13 protein-coding genes and 1 pseudogene are annotated in these 14272 nt (G+C 66.2%); 13 read left to right on the forward strand and 1 reads right to left on the reverse strand.

Annotated elements, in window-relative coordinates; genetic code table 11:
• The first annotated feature begins 312 nt into the window (after positions 1–312).
• From E4U92_RS18530 to E4U92_RS18540, 3 genes are read left to right on the forward strand one after another with little or no spacing between them, the layout of a single operon-like run.
• Positions 313–603 (forward strand): hypothetical protein, encoded by a 291-nt coding sequence (locus tag E4U92_RS18530; protein ID WP_137301552.1) that lies wholly within the window; start codon positions 313–315, stop codon positions 601–603.
• Positions 604–634: 31 nt separating this feature from the next.
• Positions 635–1570 carry a hypothetical protein gene (locus E4U92_RS18535; RefSeq protein WP_137301553.1) on the forward strand — a complete coding sequence of 312 codons (936 nt, stop codon included), beginning with the start codon at positions 635–637 and terminating at the stop codon, positions 1568–1570.
• 27 nt (positions 1571–1597) lie between these two features.
• A complete protein-coding gene (locus E4U92_RS18540; protein WP_137301554.1) occupies positions 1598–2065 on the forward strand; it encodes a hypothetical protein in 468 nt (155 codons plus the stop codon).
• Positions 2066–2237: 172 nt separating this feature from the next.
• Here the strand turns inward: E4U92_RS18540 and E4U92_RS18545 are convergent.
• Positions 2238–2656: pseudogene (locus tag E4U92_RS18545) on the reverse strand (IS5 family transposase); the annotation flags it as partial.
• A 97-nt stretch (positions 2657–2753) separates the two neighbouring features.
• On the opposite strand from E4U92_RS18545, the gene E4U92_RS18550 reads away from it, so the two are divergent.
• From E4U92_RS18550 to larE, 10 genes are all read left to right on the forward strand, one after another.
• Positions 2754–3455 (forward strand): 2-phosphosulfolactate phosphatase, encoded by a 702-nt coding sequence (locus tag E4U92_RS18550; protein WP_308433312.1) that lies wholly within the window; start codon positions 2754–2756, stop codon positions 3453–3455.
• Between the two features lie 1192 nt (positions 3456–4647).
• Complete coding sequence (locus E4U92_RS18565; RefSeq protein WP_137301557.1) at positions 4648–5856, forward strand: Tm-1-like ATP-binding domain-containing protein; 1209 nt, start codon at positions 4648–4650, stop codon at positions 5854–5856.
• Positions 5857–5885: 29 nt separating this feature from the next.
• The gene (locus tag E4U92_RS18570) at positions 5886–6722 is read left to right on the forward strand and encodes a phosphoenolpyruvate hydrolase family protein (protein ID WP_137301558.1); all 837 of its coding nucleotides are present in this window, start codon (positions 5886–5888) and stop codon (positions 6720–6722) included.
• Between the two features lie 346 nt (positions 6723–7068).
• Positions 7069–8070 (forward strand): zinc-dependent alcohol dehydrogenase family protein, encoded by a 1002-nt coding sequence (locus E4U92_RS18575; RefSeq protein ID WP_137301559.1) that lies wholly within the window; start codon positions 7069–7071, stop codon positions 8068–8070.
• Between the two features lie 172 nt (positions 8071–8242).
• On the forward strand, positions 8243–9085 hold the full coding sequence (locus tag E4U92_RS18580) for an alpha/beta fold hydrolase (protein ID WP_137301560.1): 843 nt from the start codon (positions 8243–8245) through the stop codon (positions 9083–9085).
• A 71-nt stretch (positions 9086–9156) separates the two neighbouring features.
• Positions 9157–9645 carry a cupin domain-containing protein gene (locus E4U92_RS18585; protein ID WP_137301561.1) on the forward strand — a complete coding sequence of 163 codons (489 nt, stop codon included), beginning with the start codon at positions 9157–9159 and terminating at the stop codon, positions 9643–9645.
• A gap of 172 nt (positions 9646–9817) precedes the next feature.
• Positions 9818–11110: a nickel-dependent lactate racemase gene (gene larA / locus E4U92_RS18590; RefSeq protein WP_137301562.1), complete on the forward strand. Its 1293-nt coding sequence runs from the start codon at positions 9818–9820 to the stop codon at positions 11108–11110.
• Positions 11107–11820, forward strand: a complete 714-nt coding sequence (gene larB / locus E4U92_RS18595) for a nickel pincer cofactor biosynthesis protein LarB (protein WP_137301563.1) — start codon at positions 11107–11109, stop codon at positions 11818–11820. Before larA ends, larB begins: the two co-directional genes overlap by 4 nt.
• Positions 11817–13025, forward strand: a complete 1209-nt coding sequence (gene larC / locus E4U92_RS18600; RefSeq protein WP_137301564.1) for a nickel pincer cofactor biosynthesis protein LarC — start codon at positions 11817–11819, stop codon at positions 13023–13025. The genes larB and larC overlap by 4 nt, the downstream gene beginning before the upstream one ends.
• A complete protein-coding gene (gene larE / locus E4U92_RS18605) occupies positions 13009–13971 on the forward strand; it encodes an ATP-dependent sacrificial sulfur transferase LarE (protein WP_137301565.1) in 963 nt (320 codons plus the stop codon). Before larC ends, larE begins: the two co-directional genes overlap by 17 nt.
• Positions 13972–14272 lie beyond the last annotated feature (301 nt).

Below are 14272 nucleotides of genomic sequence, written 5' to 3' on the forward strand. Positions count from 1 at the left end.
GCACTAGCGACCAAGTATCCGGGCACCGCCCTGAGCGGAATACTCGCAGTCGGCGCCCAGGTCTCGGAGCCCTGACCACTGGCCGATATCGGCTGCTGGAACTCGCAGTCCCGGCAGCCCGGGCGCGGCAGTACCGGCGTTCAAACACGTTTCGAGCATGTTTGAAACGCTGGTATCGCGCGCTCCCCGACGGTCATCATTCGTGTCGACCAGCCCCAGTCGAGGAGTTTCAGGCTGTGGCCTGCAGAACAAGCCGACACAAGGGGGACACACATGATTGGTCCGGCCCGCGAGAGGCCCGGGCGTGCCCGCATGACGGCGGTCGCCGTCGCTGTGTTCACAGCCGCCCTGGCGCTCCCGGCAAGCGCCACGGCTGCGGTGTCCGCACCGTCCTCTGCGGCTTTGGTCTGCTTCGTCAGCGGCGATGGTGTTCGCATCCACTCTCAGCCGAACACCTCCTCCACGGTGCTGGGGCTCGCCTATTCCGGTGACAACTGGGTCGAGCTCGCCGGCAGCACCAGTACCTACGCCCACGGCACGGACGCCCGTACCGGCGTGAGCGGCTTTATCACCTGGTCCTATCTGCGCAACTGCTACGAGTGAGAGCCGGTGGCGAGACGAAGGCGACGCTGACGTGAACCACAGGCAGGCACGAACGCGGCAGATACCGGCCGCAACAACCGCGGCGGCTGCGGCGGCTGTCCTTTTGGCTGGCTGCAGCGGCAACCAGCCACCGTCGTCGGCAGCACCGTTTGTGGCCACCCGCAACGAGCGCCCTTTGAGTGATGCACAGTTGCTGCAGATCTCGGACGCTCAGCAGGTTCTGTTGCGTAGGTGCATGAACCGTAACGGCTTCGCGTACTGGCAAGCGCAGCGCGAGAGTCTTGAGGAGAGCCGCACGGCGGGATACGTGTCGGACGACGTCGATTGGGCGCGTAAACACGGATATGGCAGTCAGATCACCGCGAAGGACGATCGTCAGCGGCGTCACAACCCCAACATCGCCTACCACGCGAGCCTTTCCGCGGCCCAGCGCAGAAAGTACGACGCGGCTATGGATGGCGGCCTCGACGCCCCTGTCATCACGGCTGAGCTTCCCCGCGGTGGGACGGTCAAGAAGCGGGAAGGGGGGTGTGTGGCCGAGTCGGAAAAGCAACTGTATGGGGATGTACGCGGCTGGTTCCGCGCCGACAAGGTGGCAGGCAGCCTCCAGGCCCTCTACGTCCCCAAGATCATGGCCGACACAAAGTTCACCACAGCGCTGAGTGCCTGGTCGCAGTGCATGGACCGGGCTGGCCATCCCTTCACGAATCCAGGGGCTGCCCGACAGGCCGCTGCACAGCAGTCATTGCAGATGGGCGCAGCCCGGGCGTTCCGGGCGGAACGCGACCTCGCGGTGGCCGACGCCACCTGCGCACGAAATACCTCGCTCAGAGCGATCGGCAAGGAACGCGAGAACCACTACATCAAAGAACTGCCCTCCGCCTACCGGCGGGCCCTGAACCTCAGCCGTGCATTCCAGCACCGGGCGCTGCAACGCGCTGCCGCACTCGCATCCCCTCGAACCTGAACCGTAGTCACCAGCAAGGAGTACAACATGCCTCGAATACGCGCACTCATCGCGACCGCCGGTCTCGTTCTGTGCAGCCTGCTCACCTCGCCTTCTCCCGCACACGCCTCCACGCAAGGCGACAACTGCAACGCCAAATGGCCCGGACGCAACGGAAGCATGCACGCCTGGGACTGGACCGACTGCACCGGCACCTACCTCGGCGGAACCACCGGAAACGACCTCAACTGGGGCGACGGCGTCGGCGCGTTCACCAACGCGAGCAACCGGGCCAGGTCCGTCATGAACGCGGGCTTCTTCGGCGGCAGGGACGTCGTCGCCTTCTACTTCCTTCCCGGCGGCGACGGCTCCTACGGCTGCCTCGCACCCGGCGAGCTGTACGCGGACTACCTGGGCGACAATACCTTCACCAACGGTGCAAGCATGGACAGAAACATCATGGCCAGCCAGTGGGTGACAGCTTCCGCCTGCGCCGGCAATAGCTGGATCACCTGAGCCTGACCTCTAGCGGTTGACATGGTCATGCGGTCACTCTGTGGAGTGATCGCAGGGCATGAAGGCGGAGCAGGAGCCCGCCCGAAGCCACCGCACCGGCTTCCTGGGCCGTGCAGCGTATGCCGTGTACGACTCCCTCGGCCCCTGGGCAGCGTCTTGTCGGGCATGTCTGTAGCCAGATGGATGTGCTGGCCAGGGTGATGGCGGCGAGGTAGCGGTCGGGCTGTTTGTCATAGCGGATGGCGATGTCGCGCCATTGCTTGAGGCGGTGAAAGCAGCGTTCGACGACGTTGCGGCGGCGGTAGGCGGTCCGGTCGAGCCGCAGGGCCGTTCGCGGCCTCTGCGTCGGCCTGCGAGTTAGTCGATGCGTTCGGGGATGGTGGCCTTGATGCCGCGTCTGCGCAGGTAGGCGCGGAAGGTGCGGGCCGAGTAGCCCTTGTCGGTCACCACCCGCTCCGGCCGGACGCGGGGGCGTCCCGGTCCGGGCCGGATGACGCGGATCTTGTCGATGACTGCTTCGGCCTGGGTGCAGTCGTTGCGGGTGCCGGGCGTGAGTGTGAAGGGCGGCGGTCGGCCCCGCCCGTTGCAGGCCGGTGGATCCGCCGGAGGCGTTGCAGTCCAGCACCGCCGATGTGATGCAGGTCACCTTTTGGTTGCTTCGGGTAGGGCGTGAGCAATCATGATCGGAATGAAAGCTCGTTTCTTTAGCATCGAAGAGCTGGTCGAAGCCCCATCCGTGGCGGTCGTAGTCGACGTCATGCGTGCTTTCACCGTGGCTGCCTGGGCCTTTGCCCAGGGGGCGCAAAAGATCGTTCTTGCTGAGTCGCTGGACGAAGCCCTGGCGCTCAAGGATCGCCACCCGGATTGGGTGGCGCTCAAAGATGGTCCGCCCGCGTCCGGGTTCGACGCCCTCAATTCGCCGGGCCTGCTGCAGACTGTTGACCTCGGTGGACGGACCGTTGTGCAGAAGACCACGGCGGGGACGGTCGGCGCCCTTGCGGTCAAGGAGGCGTCGCTGGTGCTGTGCGCCAGCTTCGTGGTGGCGGAGGCAACGGCCCGGCTCTTGCGGCTACGTGAGTGCGACAGTGTCACGTTCGTGGTCACTGGCGAGGGTGGGCAAGCCGATGAAGATCTGGCGTGCGCTCAATACATCGCTCGGAGAGCCACCGAGGCGAGGACGGATGCAGATGAGTTCCTCCGCCGCGCCGCCGAGTCGCGCGCCGCCGCCGAGTTGGCGGAGGGGGTGCGTCAAGGAGTTCATCCTGATGACGTCGCACTCTGTCTTGAGCTCGACCGGTTTTCGTTTGCCGTGGTGGCGGCCATGGAAGACTCGCTCATGGTCCTGCGTTCGTGCGCGGTGCCTTCGCTGACCGGCGACGCGCCGATCTGATCGTGCGGGCCCAGCAACGCGCCGCCGCCAAAGGGGGCTCGAGGAACGCGGGTTCGGACGCTCCCGCGGCGGGCTGAAGGGCAAGATGCACCTGGCCGGTGACGGGCGGGATCGGCCGCTGTCCTTCACGGTCACGGCCGGCACCCGTATCGACTGCATCCAGGCCGAGACGGTCATCGTCAAGATCCGGGTGGCGGGTGGCGGGTGGCGGGTGGCGGGTGGCGGGTGGCGGGTGCCGGGCCGGAACGGCCCCGTGTTCGGCCGGAGCGGGTGGTGGCCGACAGGGGCTACTCGGCCCGTTCCTTCTGCGCCTGCCTGGGCAGACGCGGCATCAAGGCGATCATTCCCGAACGCGTCGACCAGCTCGCGGGCCGACGCCGGCGCCGTGAACGTGCGGCTTCGACCGGGCCGTCTACCCCCGCCGCAACGTCGTCGAGCGCTGCTTTAACCGCCGCAGGCAGTGGCGTGGCATCGCCACCCGCTACGACAAACAGCCCGACCGCTACCTCGCCGCCATCACCCTGGCCAGCACACTCATCTGGCTCCAGGCGTGAGCGACAAGACGCTGCCTAGCACCGCGGTTGGGTGCGCAGTCCGTCGAGGACGAGCGCGAGCATCCGTGCTGCCCGGTCCTCTGGGCTGGATGCGGCGCGCCAGAGTGCGCCGGTGAGTAGGCCCTCTCGTCGCAGCCAGGCGGCATGTCTGTATCTGACGGGCGCTTCCGTGGAGTGTGCCAGTCGGGGCGGTGGCCCAGGCATGCGTGGTCATGCTCCGTGTGGCGCGGCCTGAATGTCCTCAGTGCCTGGGCGTACGACCGGGGCCTGTGCCCCCGATGACGTGACATTGGTGAAGGACAGGGCCGTCGTCTCACGGGTCTCGTCCGACGGCGAGCGCTCGGCCTGGGATTCACCCTCTACTTCCAGGCGATCAGAGGTCCACTGGGGCGAGTGCTCCCTCGCTCGGCTTCTCCACGGGGCGGCAGCCGAGTGCGCGCACACCCTCTTCGGTGGGGGTGCCGCCGTCGACCGGATGAGCCAGGTCGGCTGCACGTGACGGGGCAAGCCGGCCAACCATGACTGCCCATCGCTGACTGATTCTATTAGACAGAGGTGTGCTATGTTTGCCTCTGTCGCACTGAGAATGTAGAGGGTGGCGCTGCTCGATGTGGCTCGCCTGGGCCAAGGAGGAATTGATGGCTGCAGTCGTCGTGCTGGGGACCCTGGACACCAAGACGGAGGAACACTTCTTCCTCGCCGAGGAGATACGGCGACGCGGAGGCGACGTCATCGTCGTCGACGCGGGTATCGTCGGCGAGCCTCCCGAGGGGGTCGAGATCTCTCGTCACGAGGTTGCCGCCAGGGCAGGAACCTCACCCGAAGCCCTTGCCGCGGCGGGCAACCGCTCACATGCGGTGGCCGCCATGGGGCAGGGGGCCGGCGCGGTGCTCCAGGACCTCCACGCTGAAGGCAGGCTCGACGCCGTGATCACGCTCGGCGGAGGCAGTGGAACGACTCTTGCCGGCATCGCCATGAATGAACTGCCTGTCGGCGTGCCCAAGCTCGTGGTGTCCACCATTGCCGCGGGTGACATGCGCCCCCATGTGCGTGGCACCGATCTCACCACCATGTATGCGGTACTGGACATCGCCGGCCTCAACCCCATCACCCGAAGGATCCTGCGTAACGCGGCCGGCGCGATCGTCGGCATGGCAGGCGTCGACGCGGAACCCGATACCGCCGACCGACCGCTCGTGGGCGCGACGATGTTCGGAGTGACCACCCAGGGAGTCCAAGCCGCGCGCAGGCGACTGGAGGAGAACGGCTATGAGGTCCTCGTCTTCCACGCCACAGGGTCCGGAGGCGAATCCCTCGAAACGTTGTTGCGGACCGGCTACCTGAAGGGAGTACTGGACCTTACGACCACGGAACTGGCCGACGATCTCGTCGGCGGTGTGATGTCCGCGGGCCCCGGCCGCCTCACAGCCGCCGCGGCTGCTGGTATACCGCAGGTGGTTTCCGTCGGTGCCCTGGACATGGTCAACCTCGGAAGCCCGAACACCATCGCCCCTGAATTCCGTGACCGCCGGCTCTACTCGCACGCGACGACCATGACGCTGATGCGCACCACGGTCGAGGAATCCGCTGAACTCGGCAAGCGCATCGCCGAGCGCCTCAACACCTCCACAGGGCCGGTGGAAGTTTTCCTCCCCCTGCGGGGCATCTCGGCGATGGCGGTCCCCGGCGGCCCGTTCCACGACGCGGAGGCGGACGCGGCCCTCTTCGCCGCACTCAAGCAAAACCTGAACTCGGACGTCCCGATTGTCGAGATCGACACCGACATCAATGACGAGAAGTTCGGCACGGCTATGGCTGACCGACTGATCGCCATGTTGGCGGCGTAACAGCCCACCCGCGTACTCAAGGAGCAGTCATGTCGAAGAATCAAATACTCCAGCAGTTCAAGGCGGAGACCAAGGCGGGGCGCCCACTCATCGGTGCCGGAGCCGGAACCGGCCTGTCCGCCAAGACTGCGGAGAACGGCGGCGCTGATTTCCTCGTCGTCTACAACTCCGGTCGCTACCGCATGGCAGGCCGTGGCTCGCTCGCGGGGCTGCTCGCCTACGGTGACGCCAACGCGATCGTGCTGGAAATGGCCGGCGAAGTGATCCCCGTTGTCTCCCGCATCCCGGTGTTCGCCGGGGTCAATGGTACCGACCCGTTCCGCGGCATGCCCACCTTCCTCAAGCAGGTACAGGCCGCAGGCTACGTTGGTGTGCAGAACTTTCCCACCGTCGGTGCTTTCGATGGCATCATCCGAGAAAATCTCGAAAGCACCGGTATGGGTTACGACAAGGAGGTGGCCATGATGCGCGACGCCAACGCCCTCGGCCTGGTCACCGCCCCCTACGCCTTCACAGTTCCTGAGGCCGAAGCTATGGTCAAAGATGCCGAAGTCGACATCCTCGTCGCCCACATGGGTCTCACCAGCTCGGGTACGGTCGGTGCCTCTGCTGTTCTCCCTCTCGATGATGCCGTGTTCCGGATTCAGGAGATCGCGGACGCCGCCCGCCGGGCGGCAGGCAGCCGTCACCTCATCGTGCTGGCACACGGCGGCCCCATCGCCACTCCGCAGGATTGGCAGTACGTCCTGAGCCGCGTCGACGGCATCGACGGCTTCCTCGGGGCTTCCAGCATGGAACGCCTTCCCGCGGAGAAGGCCATCACCGAGACCGTCGCCCGCTTCAAGACGGTCACGGCGGCCATCTAGCGCCTGGGGACGGTGCGGTCGGCTTCCGCCGCACCGCCCGGAAGGCATCGACGGTTGCTGTGTGGGCCGCCAGCCGAAGGGCCGGCGCCGCCGCAGCCTGACGGAAGTAACCTTCAATGACATACCTCAAAGCCATTGACGTATGTTTGCCCATGGGAGACGCTTCAACAAGGCATGAGTCGAGACGCGCCCACATCGGTGGAAGAGGCTGGGCAGTCACCGGGTCTCCACGCAGCCGCACGCCACTCACCACTCCTGGCGCTGCTCGAAACCGAACTCCAGCCCATACGGACCACCCGGAACGCCGCGGAGCGATGTGTTGCCGCTTACCAGCAAGGAGACGACATTGATCTCGATACAGTTCAGCGAGTACGGCAGCCCGGCAGGGCTGTATCTGGCCGAGACCCCTCCGCAGAGCCTCGGCCCGAATCAAGTCCGAGTCGCCATCGAGGCGGCACCCCTCAACCCGTCGGACTTCCTACTGATAGAGGGGCACTACCCCTTCCGCCCCGCACTCCCTTCGCCGGCAGGCTCGGAGGGTGTGGGACGGGTCGTTGAAGTGGGCTCCGAGGTGACCTCCGTCGCGCTGGGCGAACGTGTCCTCGTGCTTCCCGCCGAGCAGCCGGGAACCTGGCAGGAGCAGGTCGTCGCCGACGAGCGCCTCGTGGTGCGCGTCTCCCTGGACAGCGATCCTCACCAACTCGCCACCGTGGGTATCAATGCGGCCACCGCCGTCCTCGTGCTCCGTTACGGCCGCGATCTGCCGGAAGGCACCTGGATCGCCCAGACCGCGGCAAACTCGGGCCTCGCTGACTTCATCAGAGCTCTTGCCCACAAGCAGGGGCTACGTGTCCTCGACGTGGTACGCCGAGCCGACGCCGCCGCGGCACTGCGCGAGACAGGGTCCGACGCCGTCGTCGTCAGTGACGAGGACTACGCGGCCAACGTGGCCGAAGCACTTGGCGACAGCAAGCTCCCGCTCGTCCTCGACGGCGTCGGCGGCCAGGCCGTGAACGATCTCGTCCCGTTCATGGCCAAGGAAGCCAACGTCGTCAGTTACGCGTTCCTGAGCGGTAGTCCGGTCGCCGTTCCGCCGGTACCCCACATCTTCAAGAACCTTCACGTACACGGCTTCTGGCTGAACAACTGGCTCGACTCAGCGACCCGCGAGGAAATCGAGACCGTCTACAAGCAGATCGACGAACTGATCGCGGACGGCACGCTGTCCACGACGATCGAGGCAGCCTACCCCCTGGAGGAGTACGAGGAGGCGGTCCGGCATGCACGGCGGCCGGGCCGCAGCGGAAAGATCGTCTTCAGCCCGACCGGCGTCGGCGTTTCTCGGTGAAGGCTGCGACCGTCCGGTTGCCGGAACGCCCAACGCTCGCCACCGTGCACTGCGAGCGGTGAGCCCGTCCTCGTACTGACATATCGGCGTGGCGTCGACGGCGGCCTTGCAGCCGGCGGGTCTGTTCACGCTCTAGCCCGCCGAGACTCCCGTTCCATCGAGAGGAAGTCCCATGAGTAACTACCTATTTGACAGCGTCGAGACGCACTACACCGACACTCCGCACGGCAAGCTCGCCTACCGTGACTTCGGCTCTCGCACCGGTAAGCCCATCGTTCTCCTACACCGCTTCCGCGGCACCCTGGATCACTGGGATCCTGCCTTCCTTGAGGTCCTCGCGGCCGAGCGCCGCGTCATTGCTTTCGACAGCGCGGGCGTGGGGTACTCCGAGGGAAGGACCGCCGACACCATTCGCGGCATGGCCGAGATCGTGGTCTCCTTCCTCGACGCGCTAGAACTGGGCCAGGTCGACGTGCTGGGCTGGTCGATGGGCGGTTTCATCGGCCTCGATCTTGCACTTGAGCACGCCGACCGTGTGAGCGCGCTCGTCGTGGCCGGCAGCGGCCCCGGCGGAGTTCCCGACAACCCGGGCCCTGACCCGCGCGTGCCCGAGCACGCCCTTCGCGAGACCAACGTTGACGAAGATTTCCTCTTCCTCTTCCACCCGGAGACCGAGGAGGCTCGCGCTGCCGGACTCGCCTCCCTGCGCCGCATCGACCGGCGGCTGGCAGCATCGGGACAGGATGCTTCGCCCGAGGCCCGGGCGGCACAGATGAGCGCGATCCTCCAGTGGAACAACGGCACGAACTCCGCCTGGGGCCGACTGAGTGAATTGTCCGTCCCCGCCCTGTTCGCCAACGGCGCCCACGACGTCATGGAACACGCCTATCAGACATACGCCATGGCCCGGGCGGTGCCCAACTCGAAGACGATCCTCTACGGCGACGCCGGCCACGGCTTCCTCTTCCAGCACCCGGAGGACTTCGGCGCCCAGGTGCTGCACTTCTTCGCCTGATATCGGAACAGAACGACGCGCGGCGGCGAACGCCACCAGCCCCCGCAGGGCCCAAGGAGATGCAAACAATCATGAGCGACACTTCGTCCGCCATCACCTCACCCGTCCTCACCGACTCTGACACTCAGGCGGCCGTGAACTTCCTGGGGGCTGTGGTGCGCACGCGGGCAGGCTTCGCGGACACGACCGGGCAGTTTGCGCTGCTGGAGCACCATGGCGAGCGCGGGTACATGTCCCCACTGCACCGGCACGAAGCGGACGAGGAGACTTTCCTGATCCTCGACGGCGAACTGCGCGTCGAGGTGGGGGATGAAAAGTTGCAGGTCGGGCCGGGTGGACTGGCACTACTCCCGCGCGGTCTGGCTCATGGATTCGTCGTCACGTCACCCACCGCCCGCTTCCTCACACTCCACACCCCGGCCGGATTCGACCGGTTCGTGGCCGAAGTCGGAGTGCCGCTGGACGTACCGGCGCCGTTCGAGACGCCTGATCCGGCGGAACTGACGCGGGTCGCAGCCAAGCACGGCATCCAGATCGTAGGCCCGCCGCTCATGCCCTGAGCCACCGGCGGGGCCGTTCCCGGAGCCCTATCCCGTCAGTTGTCTCGGCTGGCCGCGCCACAGTGGAGTGCGGTGAGATTACACCGAGCAGGCGACATAGATAATCAACGTTTGTTTATGTTGCTATGGCGACCTGGTGGTCAGGTGTCAGTACTCTAAGGAGGCGTAAGCCTTGAGCAGCAACGGGACGGTCGAGCTCGCATACGGCGAGGTTGGCCTTGACATCACCTACGACCCCGATGTGACAACGGTTGTGCAGCCCGTCCATCATCCGGCTGCTGCCGATCAACGCGCCGCGATAGTCGAAGCCTTGCGTTCACCCGTTGCCGGTTTGCCTCTGCGCAAGTCGGTGCACCCAGGTCAGACAGTCGCCATCTCGGCTTGTGACGGAACGCGCCCGCAGCCCCGGCACTTGATGATCCCTGCGATCCTCGACGAGCTCAGCGGCATTGTCCGGCTCGAAGACATCACCGTGATCGTTGCCACGGGCACCCACCGTGGCAACAGCGAGGAAGAACTTCGGCGGATGTTCGGCGACGACGTCGTGAACTCGGTGCGCATCATCAACCATGACGCCCGGGACAGCTCCGCATTGCAATGGATGGGTACCTTCGGTGACGGTGTGCCCGTCTGGCTCAACAGAACATGGGTCGACGCGGACATTCGGATCACCACCGGATTCGTCGAGCCGCACTTCTTCGCCGGCTTCTCCGGCGGACCCAAGCTGGTCGCTCCTGGCCTTGCGGCGCTGGAGACCGTGCTCGTCCTCCATGACGCTCGTCGCATCGGTGACCCTCACGCAACCTGGGGAGTCACCCACGGAAACCCTGTTCACGACGACATCCGGGTCATCGCCGAAGCAACCGGAGTGACATTTTCCCTCGACGTAGTGCTCAACCGCGATCAGCAGGTCGTCGCCGCCTTCGGGGGACAACTGGGAAGCATGCACCGTGCCGCCACAGCCGCGGCCCGTCAACTGGCGATGCGTGCCGTCGACGCACCCTTCGACGTCGTGGTGACGACCAACTCCGGTTACCCCCTCGACCAGAACCTGTATCAGGCAGTGAAGGGTATGTCGGCTGCCCACCAGGTCACCCGGCCCGGCGGCACCATCATCTGTGCAGCAGAGTGCCGCGATGGATTTCCCGATCACGGCTCCTACCGCGAAGTCCTCGCCTCGGCCGTCTCCCCGCAGGCGCTGCTGCAAGAGATCCAGAGTCGCACCACCACGGTGCCCGACCAGTGGCAGGTGCAGATTCAAGCCCGCGTCCAGGCAAGCAGCCGCGTCATCATGCACACCTCTTACCTCAGTCGCGACGATCTCGCCACGGCCCACCTCGAGGCGACCGAAGACGTCACGGAGACACTTGCTCGCGCTCTCGCCGAGGCCGGCACCGGCGCACGGGCCTGCATCCTCCCTGAAGGCCCTCAGACCATCCCCTACCTCGCTGGCGGCACACGATGACCAACATTGTGAACCTGGGCTTCGCTCAGCTCGACATCGGCCGGGAGCACCGGCAAGGCGTCCCGGAAGTCGTCTACGGGCCAGGAAAGGACATCTCCCACCTCAGGGAGATTGTCAGCCGTCTGCTGGCCTGCAACTCCGGGGTGGTCATGGTGACGCGCCTCGATCCCGACTCGGCAGCCGAAGTCCTCCACTCCGTTCCAGGCGGCACTTACCACCGTGACGGCCGACTCCTTGTCTACCGGCCGGCTCCTCCTGGAGCCTTCCACGTCGCCGTGGTGTCCGCAGGCACCTCGGACTACGCAGTGGCCAGCGAGGCCGAAGCGGTGTGTACCGCGATGGGGATGAACACCACAGCAATCCATGACGCCGGAGTGGCCGGCTTGGACCGGATCCTCGCCGCCACAGACCAACTGCGGGAAGCCGACACCGTCATCGTCATCGCCGGCATGGAGGGGGCGCTCGCCAGCGTGGTCGGCGGATTGGTCGCTCGCCCGGTCATCGCTGTTCCCACGTCGACCGGCTATGGAGCGTCCCTTGACGGGGTCACCGCACTGCTGGCGATGCACGCTTCCTGCGCGGCAGGGGTAACTGTGGTGAACATCGACTCCGGCTTCGGAGCGGCCATGGCCGCCCACCGACTCAACCAGGCTTTCACGCACCATCAGCGCGCCGGTGCCGCGCTCCACCGGAACGGACCAGCACGGTGATCTGCTGGGTGAATCCCTTCACAGGGCTGGCCGGAGACATGTTCCTCGCGGCCCTGATCGACGCGGGAGCGTCCATCGAAGCAGTACGGGCCGCCATCTCGTCCACCGGGCTGACAGGTTGGCACCTGGAAGCTCACACTGTCGTCGACCACGGCTTGAAAGGCACTCGCCTGCAGATACAGGTCACTGACTCCGTCGCCTCCCGCCGGGCCGGCGAGCTGATCACTATGGCTCGACGCGCCCGCACACCAGTGGCAGACATCGCCGTCGCCGCCCTGGCCGCCGTGGCTCGCGTGGAGGCGCACCTGCACAACACCGAACCCGACCAAGTACACCTCCACGAACTCGGAGGACACGACACCCTCGTGGACGTGGTCGGCTGCGCAGCCGCGCTGCACGATCTCGGGGTCACCCGGACCGTGTGCGCGCCTCTTCCCCTTGGTCGGGGAACCGTGCACTGCGCGCACGGCACCTTCCCCTCACCCGCGCCCGCAACCTTGGCACTTCTGCAGAACGCCGAGGTCATCGGGAGCGACCTTGACGTGGAAACAGTCACTCCGACCGGCGCGGCGTTGCTGGTAGGTGCCCGCAGTACATTCGGTCGTATGCCTGCCATGCGCGTGACCAGCACGGGGTATGGCATGGGCACTCGATCTTTCCCCGATCGCCCCAACACCACTGTGGCGACGATCGGCCGGGAAACCCGAACCGCAGATCTGACGACCGAACTCACGGCAGATCACCGTGAGACCGTAGCCACGCTGTCCACCAACCTGGACGACGTCACGGCAGAAACACTGGCCTACACGCTCGAGCGTGCCCTCGAAGGCGGAGCGCTGGATGCCTGGTGCACACCGGTGACGATGAAAAAGGGGCGACCCGCGCACGTGCTGCACGTACTGGCCCGACCGGAGGACGCCGCAGCACTCATCGACCTGGTGGCCGCCGAGACCGGCACATTGGGGGTCCGTATCGCGGTCGGACAGAGGGCCGTGCTTGCCCGCTCCACCCAAACAGTGCAGGTCCGCGGCCACACCATTCGGATCAAGCACGGCCCACACGGCAGCAAACCCGAACACGAGGACCTTGCTCGGGCCGCCCGCGACCTTTCCCTTCCCCTACGCGACGTCGCCTCTCGCGCGAGGGCCCTGGTCCGCCAGCCAGCTCAGAGCAAGGAAGCCTCCGCCGATGAACACGATCGATGACTACGACACGCAACCGCCGAGGGACTTCGGAAGGCGGAAGAGCACGCCGGCAGACGTACGTCTTGGCGAGACCATCACGGCGATCGGCCCGCTCGCTGTGGCCTTTTCCGGCGGCGTCGACTCAGCACTGGTGCTCGCGGCCGCAGTCCGGTCACTGGGACCCTCACGTGTGCTGGCGGTGACCGCCGTGTCAGAAAGCCTGGCCGCCAACGAACTGGCCCCCGCTCGCGCATTCGCTCATGGCCTGGGTGTCGTTCATCTCACTCCCCGTACCAACGAGCTCGCCAGTCCCGGATACCGAGCCAACGGCCGGGACCGTTGCTACTTCTGCAAGGCTCACTCTCTTGAAGCCATCGCCGAACTGGCCGCCGCACATGGGTACACCCAGGTCGCCACAGGCACCAACGCCGACGACGCGGTGGACCCGTTCCGTCCTGGCATCCGCGCAGCGGAGGAACTGGGCATCCGCGCTCCACTACGGGACAGCGGCCTGACCAAGGCCGACGTGCGACTGCTCAGCCGACAGTGGGGCCTACCCACTTGGGACAAGCCTGCCCAACCATGTCTGGCCAGCAGGATTCAGTACGGCCTGGAGGTGACTGGATTCAGACTTAGCCGGATCGACCGTGCCGAATCCGCGATCCGTGCCCTCCTCGACGAGGACGGTGCTGAGGTACGCGACCTGCGGGTCCGGGACCTGGGACGTACGGTGCGCGTCGAGGCCGACGAATCCGCAGCCAACCGACTGGCTACGCTGGGCGGAGTGCACGACGCTCTTGTCGGCGCAGGATTTGATCAGCATGACGTTGTGCTCGATGTCTTCCGCTCGGGCCGACTCAATTCGGAATCACCGGTGGGGAGAGGCCCCGCTCGTGATGTCCGGAGCGCGGCCGGCCGAAGGGCCGACGACGTGGACCACCGAGGACCTCGTCGGAGTAGTCGATGAACGGCATGTCCGATTCCGCGGCAGGCGAACCCTGCTGCGCAAGATCAACGACGTGCGGGTCGACCTGGACGACGTCGAGCGCCAGATGCGTGCTGCTGTGCCATGCGCGGACCTCGCCTGCGTCGCGAGGGACGGCCCCGGTGCGCGGTGAGAGCTTCACCGTCTTGATCGTCCCGGTCACTGACAGACGCCGACCCTCTTCGACTCGTCAACCCGGTCACGGCGCCCAACAGACAGCGCGGACGAGCCCGCGGGTGGTGGTCGCGCCCGTGTGCTGGTGAAGCTGCCGCGCCCGCCCTGA

Source organism: Streptomyces galbus, from assembly GCF_005280195.1.
In the GTDB taxonomy this organism is placed as follows: domain Bacteria; phylum Actinomycetota; class Actinomycetes; order Streptomycetales; family Streptomycetaceae; genus Streptomyces; species Streptomyces galbus.

What these genes read in the sequence shown, in the direction of transcription:
- E4U92_RS18530 (WP_137301552.1), top strand. Translation starts at nt 313, where the DNA reads ATGACGGCGGTCGCCGTCGCTGTGTTCACAGCCGCCCTGGCGCTCCCG.
- E4U92_RS18540 (WP_137301554.1), top strand. Translation starts at nt 1,598, where the DNA reads ATGCCTCGAATACGCGCACTCATCGCGACCGCCGGTCTCGTTCTGTGC.
- E4U92_RS18550 (WP_308433312.1), top strand. Translation starts at nt 2,754, where the DNA reads ATGAAAGCTCGTTTCTTTAGCATCGAAGAGCTGGTCGAAGCCCCATCC.
- E4U92_RS18565 (WP_137301557.1), top strand. Translation starts at nt 4,648, where the DNA reads ATGGCTGCAGTCGTCGTGCTGGGGACCCTGGACACCAAGACGGAGGAA.
- E4U92_RS18570 (WP_137301558.1), top strand. Translation starts at nt 5,886, where the DNA reads ATGTCGAAGAATCAAATACTCCAGCAGTTCAAGGCGGAGACCAAGGCG.
- E4U92_RS18580 (WP_137301560.1), top strand. Translation starts at nt 8,243, where the DNA reads ATGAGTAACTACCTATTTGACAGCGTCGAGACGCACTACACCGACACT.
- E4U92_RS18585 (WP_137301561.1), top strand. Translation starts at nt 9,157, where the DNA reads ATGAGCGACACTTCGTCCGCCATCACCTCACCCGTCCTCACCGACTCT.
- larB (WP_137301563.1), top strand. Translation starts at nt 11,107, where the DNA reads ATGACCAACATTGTGAACCTGGGCTTCGCTCAGCTCGACATCGGCCGG.
- larE (WP_137301565.1), top strand. Translation starts at nt 13,009, where the DNA reads ATGAACACGATCGATGACTACGACACGCAACCGCCGAGGGACTTCGGA.